Raw genomic sequence first — 12,426 nt, forward strand, 5'->3', positions numbered from 1 at the left:
CCGGCCCCTCCCTTTTGTACGCAGTCGTTGCACGCCCCCGGTCCGGAGCCGGCAGTCCTACGGCTCGAACTTGTAGCCGAGGCCGCGCACGGTCACCAGGAACCGGGGCGCTGAAGGATCCGGTTCGATCTTCCCGCGCAAACGCTTAACGTGGACATCGAGCGTTTTGGTGTCGCCCACATAGTCCGAGCCCCAGACGCGGTCAATGAGCTGGCCGCGGGTGAGCACCCGGCCCGAATTGCGCAGGAGCATTTCCAGGAGTTCGAACTCCTTCAACGGAAGCAGTACCTGTTCGCCGCCCACGCTGACCACATGTCGTTCAATGTCCATCCGGACCGGCCCGGCCTGGACGGTGGAGGAGATCAGCTCCTCCGGCTCACCCTGGCGGCGCAGGACCGCCCGGACCCTGGCCACCAGTTCCCTGGAGGAGTAGGGCTTGGTGACGTAGTCGTCGGCGCCAAGTTCCAGGCCCACCACTTTGTCGATCTCGGAGTCCTTGGCGGTCAGCATGATCACCGGAACGCTGGAACGCTGGCGAAGCTGGCGGCACACCTCCGTGCCGGAGAGCCCGGGCAGCTGGAGGTCCAGCAGCACCAGGTCCGCCCCGTTACGGTCGAATTCGGTGATGGCATCAAGGCCGTTGTCCACGACCTCCACCTCGAACCCTTCCTTGCCCAGCAAATAGGACAAGGGATCGCTGAACGATTCCTCGTCCTCCACAATCAAAATCCTGCTCAAGCGTTAGCTCCTCGTTCTTTTGCGCCTGCGGCGCGGGGTACTTGGGTGACGGTTGGCTTCCGGTGTCCATGACCCGCCAGCCCGGGGGCGGCCGCGTGCGGGACCTCATCCTCGCCCTCCTGCCCCTCCATTTCCGGGAGGCGGAGCGTAAAGGTGGACCCCTGGCCCGGCTGTGACCAGAGGGTCACTTCCCCGCCGTGGTTGGAGGCGACATGCTTGACGATGCTCAGTCCAAGGCCGGTGCCGCCGGTGTGGCGGGAACGGGCCGAGTCCACGCGGTAGAAACGCTCGAAGACGCGCTCCTGGTCCTCGGGGCTGAGCCCTTCGCCCTGGTCTGTCACGGAGATGGACACCAGGCCGTCCCGGGAGCGGACGCCGATGCCCACCCGGGTGTTGGCGGGCGAGTAGCGGATGGCGTTGTCGATCAGATTGCGCAGTGCGGTGACCAGGAGGTCCTGGTCGCCGAAGACCTTGCCCTCTGTCCGGCCGCCGACCACTATGCGGATGTTCTTGCTCTCGGCAGGGAGCTGGGACCGGTCCACGGCCTCGGCGATGACGGCGTTGACGTCGACGGGGCGGCCTTCCTGAATGACGCTTGCGCCCTGCAGCCGGGAGAGTTCGATGATGTCCTGCACCAGGGCGGCCAGGCGGCCGGATTCCTTGTGCATGCGCTTTGCGAAGCGGCGCACTGCCTGTTCGTCGTCAGCCGAGGACTCCAGGGCTTCGGCGAGCAGGGAGATGGCACCGACGGGGGTTTTAAGTTCGTGGGAGACGTTGGCGACAAAGTCGTTCCGGATTTCTTCAGTCCGCGTGATCTCGGTGCGGTCATCGGCGAGCAGGAGAATGTATTCCTCCCCGAGCATGGCCGCCCGCACCTGGACGATGATGGTGCCCTGGCCCAGGGGCCCTCTCGGCAGCTCCAGCTGCTTCTCCAGGATGACGCCGTCGCGCCGCACTCCTGCCGTCATATCCAGCAGTTCCTTATGGACCACAGTGTGCCCCCGCACCAGGCCGTAGGCGTAGGCCGCCGGGCTGGCACGGACCACGCCGTCCACAGCGTCCACCACCACAAAGGCGCGTCCGACGACGGCCAGCACCTCGGCGGCGCCGGCCGGCAGGGCGATTTCATCGGCGTCGACGTCCAGCAGGTGACGCTGCTTCTCGCTGACCCTGAAGGCCAGCACGCCGAACGTGCCGAGCGCCAGGCCGATGAGGCCGGCGACCAGACCGATGAGCATAGGATCCACAGCTCCACCTTATGCGCTGGCGGGTGGCCGTCGGCGCGTCCGGGACTGCTGCACCGACGGTTCAACTAACGTTCATCTTCAAGGACTTAACCGTTTACCGCATACTGGCAGAGTAACGAGTTGGACTGCCGAACGGCGACACGAATTCCTGCTGCCCTGGAGCGGGCGGGACGGAGTTCCAAGGAAAGGACGCCTAAGTGCGTAAGGTTTTTCAGGAAGAGCTGACCCAGGTCGGTGACCAGCTGGTGGAGATCTCCCGCCTGGTCAGCGAAGCCATGGACAAGGCCACCACATCCTTCCAAGTGGCGGACGTTGACCTCGCCCAGGACGTCATTGCTGCGGATGCCCGTATTGATTTCCTGCAGAACAGCCTGGACGAACGGGCCATCGATATCCTGGCGCTGCAGGGGCCGGTTGCCAGCGATTTGCGGATGATCGTGGGGTCCCTGCGGATGAGCGCCTCGCTGGAGCGGATGGGCGACCTTGCCCGGCACCTCGCGCAGCTGGCCCGCCTCCGTTTCCCCTCCACCGTCATTCCGGAATCCATGACCGGTATTTTCAAGAGCATGGCGGAACTGGACCAGGAGATCGCCGACAAACTCACTGTCCTGCTGGAAACCCGCAACCTTGAGGTGGCGCGGGACATCCTGAAGGCGAACACGGCCATCAACGACCTCCACCTCAGCGTGTTCAAAGCCATTGCCGCCCCGGAATGGGCCGAGTCGCCCGCAACCACTGTGGACGTGGCTCTGGCCAGCCGGTACTTCGAGCGCTTCGCGGACCACGGCGTCTCCGTGGCCGAGAAGGTCACCTACCTGGTCACTGGCGCCTGGCATCCGAACGGCATCGAGCACAGCTAACTGTGACCTTTTGAACAAACGACAGCGGGCCGGTCACGAAAAGTGACCGGCCCGCCGTCGTACGCTTTTGTGGCTTACCTCTTGCCCTGGTTGGCCACGGCGAGGATCGCCTCGGCAGCTGCATCGGGATCCAGGTAAGTGCCACCCGGCTTGACCGGCTGGAAATCCTCGTCGAGGTCGTAAACCAGCGGGATGCCCGTGGGGATGTTCAGGCCGGCGATGGCTTCATCGCTGATGCCGTCCAGGTGCTTGACCAGCGCGCGCAGGGAGTTGCCATGGGCCGTGACGAGGACGGTCTTGCCGGACTTCAGGTCCTCCTTGATGTCCGACTCCCAGTACGGCAGCAGGCGGACCAGGACATCCTTCAGGCACTCGGTGCGCGGGAGGGCGTCGCCCAGGTCGGCGTAGCGGGGGTCGTGCGCCTGGGAGAACTCGGAGTTGTCGTCCAGGGGCGGCGGCGGGGTGTCGTAGGAACGGCGCCATTCCATGAACTGCTCTTCGCCGTATTCAGCGAGGGTCTGGGCCTTGTCCTTGCCCTGCAGCGCGCCGTAGTGGCGTTCGTTCAAGCGCCAGTCGCGCTTGACGGGGATCCAGCCGCGGTCGGCCTTGTCCAGGGAGATGTTTGCAGTGTTGATGGCCCGCTTTAGCAGGGAGGTGTAGAGGATGTCCGGGAGAACATTGTTCTCAACCAGGAGCTCTCCGCCCCGTGCTGCTTCCGTGCGGCCCTGGTCGTTAAGGTCTACATCCACCCATCCGGTGAACAGGTTCTTGGCGTTCCATTCGCTGTGGCCGTGGCGCAGCAGAATCAGCTTATAAGTCATGATTTTCATCCTAGCCGAGCGCCGCTGCTGCCCGCCCAGCGTTACAAAGCGTGCCCTGCGGAAGGGGTTGCGGCAAGGATAAGGTGGGTCGGTGGTGCAAAAAGCTGAACGGGTGGCCGCCCCGCAGATATCCGGCAGGAACCCGGCCGGCAGGCAAGGCAGGCCGGTAGGCAACATCACCCGCGGCACCACGAATCCGAACCGCATGCGCCGCGTTGACCGCTGGCTGATCGGCCCGCAGTCCTGGCGGCTGCGGTCCGCTGACAACCCCCTGGTGGTGGATCTGGGCTACGGCGCCACCCCGGCCACCGCCGTCGAACTCTTTGAGAGGCTGTCCGCCCTGCGTCCCGACGTCCAGGTGCGCGGCGTCGAGATTGAACCGGACCGGGTCCGCGCAGCACTGCCGCTGCAGCGGCCCGGCTTGAGCTTCCATGTGGGCGGCTTCGAAATTCCCGTTCCCGGACGGCCCGTGCTGGTGCGTGCGTTCAACGTCTTGCGTCAGTATGAGGAAGCGGATGTGGCCGGGATCTGGCGGCTGGTGCAGGACCGTCTGTCCGCCGACGGCCTGTTCATCGATGGGACCTGCGACGAGATCGGCCGGCGGGTGACGTGGGTGGCGCTGGATGCCGAACGGCCGCTCTCGCTCAGTATGTCTGTCCGGTTCGGCAGTTTTGACCTGCCCTCCGATGTTGCCGAACGGCTGCCAAAAGCGCTGATCCACCGCAACGTCCCCGGCGAACGGGTCCACACCCTGATGCAGGCGATGGACCGGGCCTGGCTGGAGTCCGCACCGATGGCTGCATTTGGCAATCGGCAGCGCTGGCAGTCCATGGCCCGGATTTTGCGCGACGCCGGCTGGCCGGTTCAGGACGGACCGGCCAGATGGCGACTGGGCGAGCTGACGGTGGGTTGGGAAGCGGTGGCCCCGCGGGACTGATTCAGCGGGGTTGGGTCACCAGGGTCCGTAGGGCCCCGTGTTGCGGCTGCCGCCGCGTCCGGCATCCTTCACGGCCGGCCGCACGTCTGCCAGGTAGACGGACGCCGCGACGACCGCCGCGAGCCCGAACAGGCCGAGCGTGCCGAAAAAGCCGCCGCTGCCAAGGAACGAGATGACACCGACGAGGGCGGCGCCGCCTGTAAGGGCCAGCCAAAAGGTCTTGGTCCTCTTCCCGGTGGCCTCGAACGCATTGGCGCGGTGCCGGGCGCAGTCCACCACGGCCCACAGTTCAAGTCCGAGTGCCACAAGGGCAAGAATAAAAAACACTGCCTGCTCTACAGGCCGAATAATGAGTTCACCGTCCACAAGCCCAGCCTAGCCGCCCAGCGCGTCCAGCGCCTGCTTCAAATCTGCCCAGAGGTCCTCAACATTTTCGATGCCCACGCTGAGGCGGACCAGATTCTCAGGCACGTCTGAAGGCTCGGCGGCGTGCCGGCGCCGGCGTTCGATGAGAGACTCAACTCCACCCAGCGACGTCGCGGGCAGCCAGAGTTTCATCGCCCGGACCACCGCGTCCGCAGCGTCAGCGCCGCTCATCCCGCCCACGGGCGCTACCTGGAAGCAAACGATCGAACCGAAGCCCTTCATCTGCGCTTTGGCCCGTTCGTGGCCCGGATCCGTGGGAAGGCCCGGGAACCGGAGCGATTCGATCCGGGGATGGGCTGCAATCCGCTCCGCCAGGACCATGGCCGTGGCCTGGGACCGTTCGATGCGCAGCGCCAGCGTCCGCAGCCCGCGCAGGGCCAGCCAGGATTCGAAGGGGCCGGCAATGCCGCCGTGGATGGTCCGGTGATGAAGCAGCGCGGACCGGATGTCCGGGTTGGATGTCACCAGGGCGCCAAGGACGACGTCGGAATGGCCCGCCAGGTACTTGGTCACCGAATGCAGGACGACGTCGGAGCCCAGGCCCAGGGGTTGCTGCACCAAGGGGGTGGAAAAGGTGTTGTCCGTGACGACGATGGCTCCGGCAGCGTGTGCTGCTGCAGTAAGAGCCGGAATGTCGGCGATGCTGAGCATGGGGTTTGTGGGACTCTCAAGCCACAGCATGGCGGCGGCCCTCCCGGCCGGGCCGCTGGGCGAAAGCGCCTCCTCGACTGCTTCGGTATCCGCGATATCAACGGTTCGAAGTTCGATGAAACCTTTCTGGGCAAGCTCGGCGGCCATCACCAGGGAACCGGAATAGCAGAGCGTTGGCATGACCAGCACTCCCCCGGCGGGAATGAGGGACAGCGCGGAACTGACCGCGGCGAGGCCTGACGCATACAGGAGGCCGGGCAGTTCCGACCCCTCGAGCTGGCCCAGCGCTTCCTCGAAGGGGTCCCAGGTGGGGTTGGAGTACCGGCCATAGCCGCGGTCCCCGTCAGCAAGGGCACCAACGCCGAAATATGTGGAGGACAGGACGATGGGCGCGTTGACCGGCTGGTCCCTTTCGCGCGGGGGACGCCCGGCGGCCACCACTACCGTCTCAGCTGCCAGGGAAGCCGCTTGCTGTTCGGAAAGACTCATGCGGGAAAGCCTACTGTCCGGCCCGGGCACCCCGGAAAGCCATTACCCGCCTGCCAATACTGTCCACATACTGCCGCCGGCAATCTGCGATTGCCGGCGGGGATCGGTAGGCTTGACCGGTGAGTAAACAACGGGCGGGCCTTTTCATCGCGTTTGAGGGCGGCGATGGTGCCGGCAAGTCCACCCAGGCAGCCCGGCTTGCAGACGCTCTTGAATCGCGCGGCCTCACCGTACTGCGGACCCGGGAACCCGGCGGAACCCCCATCGGCGAGAAACTTCGGTCCCTGGTCCTCGACCACGGCCACGGGCATATCGACGCCCACACCGAAGCCCTGATCTTCGCGGCGTCCAGGGCTGCCCACGCCAGCCAGGTCATTCGGCCGGCGCTTGAGCGCGGCGAGATCGTTTTGACGGACCGGTACATTGACTCTTCCGTTGCTTACCAGGGAGCAGGGCGGGACCTGGGCAAGGACGCCGTCCGGTCAATCAACGCGTGGGCCACCTCCGGCCTGGAGCCCCACCTCACTGTTCTGCTGGACGTTGACCCGGCAGTGGGCCGCCGGCGCCGGACCGCCGGTGATGCCACGGAAGACCGGCTGGAATCCGAGGCTGATGAATTCCACCTGCGGATCCGGAAGGCCTTCCTGGAACTGGCTGAAAGCCGGGCCGGTTCCTACCTTGTGCTGCCCGCCCATCTTCCCGTGAGTGACCTTGCCGCGCAGATCCTCCAGCGGGTGGAGGAACTGTTGACGGCGACGGAGGGAGACGCATGACCGTGTGGGACGACCTGCAGGGCCAGCCCGCCGTCGTCGAACAACTGCGCCAAGCGGCCAGCGGCGAAAGCCTGACGCACGCGTGGCTGTTCACCGGGCCGCCGGGGTCCGGCCGTTCAAATGCAGCCAAAGCGTTCGCCGCGGCGTTGAACTGCGACCAGGAGGACATCAGCGGACGCGGCTGCGGGCAATGCCCGGCCTGCCTGACAATCCTCGGTGAAACCCACTCCGACGTCACCTTCGTCCGTACTGAAAAAGTCACCATCACCATTGACGAAGCGCGCGACCTGGTGGCCACGGCGGGCAACCGGCCGTCCTCCGGCCGCTGGCGGATCATCGTGGTGGAGGATGCAGACCGGATGGCCGAACGCACCACCAACGTTCTGCTCAAAGCCATCGAGGAGCCAACTCCCCGCACTGTGTGGATGCTGTGCGCACCGTCCCCGGCTGACGTCCTGGTGACCATCCGGTCGCGCTGCCGAAGTGTGGCTTTACGGTTGCCGCCCGCCTCCGATGTGGCTGCCCTGCTGGTTAAGCGCGACGGCGTGGAGCCGGCGCTGGCGGAGCGCGCAGCCCGGGCGGCACAAAGCCATGTGGGTATTGCCCGACGGCTTGCCCGGGATCCTGCCGCCAGGGAACGTCGTCTGGAAACCGTAAGGTTTCCCTTGGGACTGCGGGGCGTTACCGCCGCTGTGATGATGGGAGAGAAGCTGGTCAAGATCGCCACCGCCGAGGCCAACAGCTCCAACGAGGAACGCGACGCCGCCGAGAAGGCTGCCCTGCTGGCAACCCTTGGGGCGCCGGCGTCCGGAACCCTCCCTCCGGCCATGCGGAGCCAGGTGAAGCAGCTTGAGGACGACCAAAAGCGGCGCGCCAAGCGGTCCATCACGGATTCCCTGGACCGGACGCTCACGGATCTGCTGTCCTTCTACCGGGATGTGCTGATTATTCAGCTCGGGAATGCTGTGGAGCTCGTAAACGTTGAGCTGAGGAGTGAATTGGAGGAGTTCGCCAGCCGCTCCACTCCAGAAGCCACTCTCGCCCGCATGGACGCCATCAACAAAGCCCGCGAACGCATTACCACCACCAACGTTGCCCCGCTGTTGACCATTGAGTCCATGGCAGCCAGCCTGATCTAACCCCTCCAAGGAGACCCGATGACTGCCCGCCCCCTGCCAGCACGCCCCCGATCCTGGGTGATTGGCGTGCGTGCCGCCGGGGCCATGGCGCTTGCCATGGTTCTGGCCTCCTGCACCCTCATCGACGGCGGCACCCGCAGCCAGGAGGCTTCCACTGCCAAGGCGGATCCCTCGATCGTGGCGTCCGCTCCGTCCGGGCTGGAGCAGTTCTACTCGCAGGAAGTGGTGTGGGAACCCTGCGAAAGCGAATTCCAGTGCGCCAAGGTGAAGGTGCCGATGGACTACGACAAGCCCGAGGGTGACACCATCGAACTTGCCGCGCTGAGGGCCTCGAGCACGGGCAACAAAACGGGCAGTCTGCTGGTCAACCCGGGAGGACCGGGTGCGTCCGGGTATGACTTCGTCAAGGACGCCTCCGGGACACATTTCTCCCAGGCAGTGCGTGACGCCTACGACCTGGTGGGCTTCGATCCCCGGGGCGTAAAGCGCTCCGCCCCCGTGACATGCATGACGGACGCCGAGCGTGACGCCGCGCGGGCCAAGGTCTACGACCTCGAAACCGACGCCGGCCTGGAAGCAGCCCGCACGGACAACAAGGCGATCGCCGCCCAGTGTGCCGAGCAGACCGGGCCGGTGCTGGCGCACATCGATACGGTGAGCTCCGCGAAGGACCTGGACATTCTCCGCGCAGTGGTCAACGACACAAAGCTCAACTACCTCGGGTACTCCTACGGCACGTTCCTGGGTTCCACCTATGCTTCGCTGTTCCCGGACAACGTGGGACGCATGGTGCTTGACGGGGCGCTGGATCCGTCCATCAGTAGCGAGGAGCTGACCCGGGGGCAGGCCCGAGCCTTCGAAAAGGCCATCCGGGCATATGTTGCCAGCTGCCTCCAGCAGGACGGCTGCCCGCTGAGCGGAACCGTCGATTCAGGAGTGCAGCAGCTCCGCGACCTTATCGCCGCCGTCGAGCAGACGCCCCGCACTGCCAAGGACGGGCGCGTGGTCAACGCCATGATGTTCGTCAGCGGCCTGATAACCCCGCTGTATAACGATCAGAGCTGGCCGGCCCTGACCCAGGCCCTTGAAGCGGCGATGACCGGAGACGTGAGCCTTATGCTTCGGCTGGCCGATCTTGGTGCCGACCGCGCTTCCAACGGGACATATACGTCCAACTCCACGTTCGCATTCAACGCCATCAACTGCCTGGACTACCCGATGGACTCCGATACCGCGGCCATGCGGGCGGAACAGCAGCGCCTGATGCAGGACTCCCCCACGTTCGGGTATTTCTTTGCCTACGGCGGCACCAACTGCGCCGACTGGCCGTACAAGAACACCCGCACGCCGGCGCCCGTTGAGTACACGGGAGATTCGCCCATTGTGGTTATCGGCACCACCGGCGACCCTGCAACACCTGTCGAGTGGGCCGCTTCACTCCGCAAGCAGCTGGGCAACGCCACACTGCTGACTTGGGAAGGTGAAGGCCATACCGCTTACGGCCGGTCCAACAGCTGCCTCGAGGACCCCGTGGACACCTACCTTGTCAGCGGCAAAGTTCCTGCCGACAACACGGTGTGCTGAAGGCCTCAGCCCTTTCGTCCCGCCCATTTTGACCCGGGCGCGGGGACTCTATTACAGTTGACTCTTGCATGAGGCGCCCGGTTCTTTCCGGGCAAACATGCGGTGCTTCCTTAGCTCAGTCGGTAGAGCGTTTCACTCGTAATGAAAAGGTCATCAGTTCGATTCTGATAGGAAGCTCGGGATAAACCCCGTATTGTCGTTGATTTCGACGATGATGCGGGGTTTTTCGCTGGTTAAGTGACACGCGCGTTTTGGTAAGCGGCTGACTTAGCGGCTCCACGGACAAGGCAGCAAACCGTCTAAGGGGTGGCTGATCCCCAACGTTGCCTGATAGTCACGAGCAGTGAGAGCCGCGCCCGCGACGACGAGGGTCGGCTCGCGCACTAGGAAACGGCGATGCGCGCCAATAAGAGGGCGTTGACGGTCACGTCGAAGACGGCGCGGCCGTCTTCGTGTATGAAGGGGGTCTCCGCGGGGGCCGGGTCTCCTGGCTGGGTGATGGTCACCCGCCGGGGCGTTTTCCCGCCGCAGGGAATGCCGACCTGGAAGTTGGCGCTCTGCGCGTTGAACCCGCCGGTATCGAGGCCGTCCATGTTGGCGAAGAGCACGTCCAGGCGGTGCTCGGTGCGCTGCCGCAGGTCGATGAGGACCTCGGCCGGCGCGTCGGTCACGATGGTGCGCCCGGTCGCCTCCATGATTCCCGCCAGCGCGGTCGTCACTGCGGCATCGTCGGTCTGGTAGTACTTTTGCCCCACCTGCCCGGTTACCAGTACCACCGCACCGTCGCGGTGGGACGTGCGCGACCAGTCGGCGCCCGGGCTGATGCCAAACGCGCGCAGCAGCGCCGGCTGCGGCCGCTGCGCGCCGTTCTCATCAAAGGCCCCGGCATCGGTACCGGCGGTGACCAGCAGCGTGCCGCCGGCCTCGACGTAGCCCTTCAGGGCGGCGATCTCCTTATCGGACAGTGCCGCCGGCCGCGGCGCCACCACCACCGGGTAGGGCGCGAGCCGCGCCGCGGACAAGTGCGGCGTGGTGACGACATCGTACGGGGCGTGCGCGTGGATGAGGGCCTTGCAGATGCCGCGGTACTCGCCCACGTAGGGCAGGGACACCGCCGAATCCCTCTGGCGGGTCGTCCACCAGAGCTCATCAGCGGGGTTGGTGCTGGTGTAGAGCCCCACACCGGTGTTCCGGTCGACGAAATCCCGGCTCGCGCTGGAGAATACCACCGCCACGGGGTTGGCGCTTCCGCCGGCCCAGATGTCGTTATTGTCCTTGAGCCAGCCATACATCCTGCCGCGCCAGGCGTCGCCGACCGTGCGGCTCAGGAGCGGGATCTGGCTCTCGTACGGCCGCTGGCCACCGGCGATGGCCAGCGCCATGACCCGCTCGGCGTCGTCGGCCTGCCGGCCGTAGGAGATCGCCCAGCTCGGGTTCTTGCCCGCGCAGCCGCGGCCGTGCCGCATCATGATCGCCATCGAGATCCAATCGTCCGCGGACGCCTCACGCATGCCGGTCTCGTCGCTGACGCAGCTCACTTCCCACGCCCGGAGCACGTCCCCGTCATCGCGGCTTGCGCCGTCCAGGCCCTGCACCGTGCCGTTGCTGTAATCCATCGTGCCGGTCTCGACAATCAGCTCGAAGCCGGGCCGCACCGTGCGCGCACCCGCGAGCACCGCCTGCTCAAACTCGTGGATGATCCCGTGCCGCCACGCCACCCAGCGACGGAACACCGGGTCGTCCCAGTCCACGCCGGCGGGCTGCGCGAACCCGGTCTCGGCACGGAACTTGGCCGCGCAGGTCGCGTTCGTGCACGGCCACACGCCCACGATGTCCGAGAGCAGCGGAACATCACCCCACAAGCCATCCAGCGCGGTCCGCGCCAGCCGCTTCACCCGATTGATGAAATAGTCCCGGTACCCGGACGTGGGGCACAACCACGCGCTCTCGGTCCCCTCCGGCACCCAAAACACCCGGCCCCCGCCAACAAACACGTTCGCCTGGCCATCCATGCCCCGCTGCACCCAATCCGGGTGGTCCTTCCCCATGGTGCTTTGCCCGCTCAGCGCGTTCCTGCTGAGCGCCTCAAGCATCGAGCAATACACCACCGCCTTCATGCCCCGCCCGTGGCATTTCTGCGCCACCGCGTCAATATAGACCGCGCTCTCCTCGAAAAGCTCCTCGCTCATATAAAAGGAAAGGTCGGTATCAATCACCACCACACTCACGTCCGAGGCCGCCAGCACATCGAGCCGCGCGTCAACGTCCGCATCATCCTCAAAGCCCTCAAACCCCGCCACACGCGCGTCCGAGACCCAACTCAGCTCCGGGAGTGGCGGCTCCACGATCTGCGGGCCCGCGCCGCCGAGTGGTTGGCTTCTGCATCCAGCGTTAACGGCAACAGCACCGAGGCCGACGGCGCCGGCGCCGAGCGTAACTGCCATGAACCTACGTCTAGTTACCGGCTTAGCACTCCTGGTTGCCATGGACCGACCCTAACCTCGGAACCTTTGAACAGCCTGTGGATTTGCCTAGGATGGCAAGGCCGTCGGCACCGGCCCGCTGGTGGCGCCCCGATTGAACTGCCGCCTTGGTGGGGCAGCAAGTATTGCGAATTTATCTGCGCCTCCTCCCCCAGGAACAGACGCGTAAAGCAGCTCGAGCCAAGGCAGCGCAGTTTGGAAAAACCTTGTGCGGGAACCAGAGACCGGACGCGCTTCGCCCGACGCCGCCTATGAGCAGCTGGGGTTTACTCGGTCCT

11 protein-coding genes and 1 tRNA gene are annotated in these 12,426 nt (G+C 65.5%); 6 read left to right on the forward strand and 6 right to left on the reverse strand.

The window, feature by feature from the left end; genetic code table 11:
• Nucleotides 1–57 precede the first annotated feature (57 nt).
• Complete coding sequence (locus CXQ88_RS05025) at nucleotides 58–738, reverse strand: response regulator transcription factor (RefSeq protein WP_104043086.1); 681 nt, start codon at nucleotides 736–738, stop codon at nucleotides 58–60.
• Nucleotides 735–1,976, reverse strand: coding sequence for a sensor histidine kinase (locus tag CXQ88_RS05030; RefSeq protein WP_104043087.1), 1,242 nt, complete (start codon nucleotides 1,974–1,976; stop codon nucleotides 735–737). The genes CXQ88_RS05025 and CXQ88_RS05030 overlap by 4 nt, the downstream gene beginning before the upstream one ends.
• 206 nt (nucleotides 1,977–2,182) lie before the next feature.
• Between CXQ88_RS05030 and phoU the strand changes: the two genes are divergently transcribed.
• Nucleotides 2,183–2,845, forward strand: coding sequence for a phosphate signaling complex protein PhoU (gene phoU / locus CXQ88_RS05035; RefSeq protein WP_104043088.1), 663 nt, complete (start codon nucleotides 2,183–2,185; stop codon nucleotides 2,843–2,845).
• A gap of 74 nt (nucleotides 2,846–2,919) precedes the next feature.
• Here the strand turns inward: phoU and CXQ88_RS05040 are convergent, their stop codons facing one another.
• Nucleotides 2,920–3,666 (reverse strand): phosphoglyceromutase, encoded by a 747-nt coding sequence (locus tag CXQ88_RS05040; RefSeq protein WP_104043089.1) that lies wholly within the window; start codon nucleotides 3,664–3,666, stop codon nucleotides 2,920–2,922.
• Between the two features lie 91 nt (nucleotides 3,667–3,757).
• On the opposite strand from CXQ88_RS05040, the gene CXQ88_RS05045 reads away from it, so the two are divergent.
• The gene (locus CXQ88_RS05045; RefSeq protein ID WP_258061690.1) at nucleotides 3,758–4,603 is read left to right on the forward strand and encodes a class I SAM-dependent methyltransferase; all 846 of its coding nucleotides are present in this window, start codon (nucleotides 3,758–3,760) and stop codon (nucleotides 4,601–4,603) included.
• A gap of 15 nt (nucleotides 4,604–4,618) precedes the next feature.
• Here the strand turns inward: CXQ88_RS05045 and CXQ88_RS05050 are convergent, their stop codons facing one another.
• Both CXQ88_RS05050 and CXQ88_RS05055 read right to left on the reverse strand, forming a co-directional pair.
• Nucleotides 4,619–4,969 carry a DUF2516 family protein gene (locus CXQ88_RS05050; RefSeq protein ID WP_104043090.1) on the reverse strand — a complete coding sequence of 117 codons (351 nt, stop codon included), beginning with the start codon at nucleotides 4,967–4,969 and terminating at the stop codon, nucleotides 4,619–4,621.
• A 9-nt stretch (nucleotides 4,970–4,978) separates the two neighbouring features.
• On the reverse strand, nucleotides 4,979–6,169 hold the full coding sequence (locus CXQ88_RS05055; RefSeq protein ID WP_104043091.1) for a trans-sulfuration enzyme family protein: 1,191 nt from the start codon (nucleotides 6,167–6,169) through the stop codon (nucleotides 4,979–4,981).
• A gap of 119 nt (nucleotides 6,170–6,288) precedes the next feature.
• On the opposite strand from CXQ88_RS05055, the gene tmk reads away from it, so the two are divergent.
• From tmk to CXQ88_RS05075, 4 genes are all read left to right on the forward strand, one after another.
• A complete protein-coding gene (tmk, locus tag CXQ88_RS05060) occupies nucleotides 6,289–6,942 on the forward strand; it encodes a dTMP kinase (protein ID WP_104043092.1) in 654 nt (217 codons plus the stop codon).
• Nucleotides 6,939–8,081, forward strand: coding sequence for a DNA polymerase III subunit delta' (locus tag CXQ88_RS05065; RefSeq protein ID WP_104043093.1), 1,143 nt, complete (start codon nucleotides 6,939–6,941; stop codon nucleotides 8,079–8,081). Before tmk ends, CXQ88_RS05065 begins: the two co-directional genes overlap by 4 nt.
• A gap of 18 nt (nucleotides 8,082–8,099) precedes the next feature.
• Entirely contained in the window at nucleotides 8,100–9,665 is a 1,566-nt protein-coding gene (locus CXQ88_RS05070; RefSeq protein ID WP_104043094.1) for an alpha/beta hydrolase, read from the forward strand.
• Nucleotides 9,666–9,769: 104 nt separating this feature from the next.
• Nucleotides 9,770–9,842 (forward strand) — tRNA-Thr (locus tag CXQ88_RS05075).
• A gap of 206 nt (nucleotides 9,843–10,048) precedes the next feature.
• Here the strand turns inward: CXQ88_RS05075 and CXQ88_RS05080 are convergent.
• Entirely contained in the window at nucleotides 10,049–12,109 is a 2,061-nt protein-coding gene (locus CXQ88_RS05080; RefSeq protein ID WP_181037426.1) for a beta-galactosidase trimerization domain-containing protein, read from the reverse strand.
• Nucleotides 12,110–12,426: the final 317 nt, after the last annotated feature.

Source organism: Arthrobacter sp. ZGTC412 (assembly GCF_002929215.1).
Lineage (GTDB): Bacteria > Actinomycetota > Actinomycetes > Actinomycetales > Micrococcaceae > Arthrobacter.

What these genes read in the sequence shown, in the direction of transcription:
- CXQ88_RS05065 (WP_104043093.1), top strand. Translation starts at nt 6,939, where the DNA reads ATGACCGTGTGGGACGACCTGCAGGGCCAGCCCGCCGTCGTCGAACAA.
- CXQ88_RS05070 (WP_104043094.1), top strand. Translation starts at nt 8,100, where the DNA reads ATGACTGCCCGCCCCCTGCCAGCACGCCCCCGATCCTGGGTGATTGGC.
- CXQ88_RS05055 (WP_104043091.1), bottom strand. Translation starts at nt 6,169, where the DNA reads ATGAGTCTTTCCGAACAGCAAGCGGCTTCCCTGGCAGCTGAGACGGTA.
- CXQ88_RS05080 (WP_181037426.1), bottom strand. Translation starts at nt 12,109, where the DNA reads ATGGCAGTTACGCTCGGCGCCGGCGCCGTCGGCCTCGGTGCTGTTGCC.
- CXQ88_RS05030 (WP_104043087.1), bottom strand. Translation starts at nt 1,976, where the DNA reads ATGCTCATCGGTCTGGTCGCCGGCCTCATCGGCCTGGCGCTCGGCACG.
- CXQ88_RS05040 (WP_104043089.1), bottom strand. Translation starts at nt 3,666, where the DNA reads ATGACTTATAAGCTGATTCTGCTGCGCCACGGCCACAGCGAATGGAAC.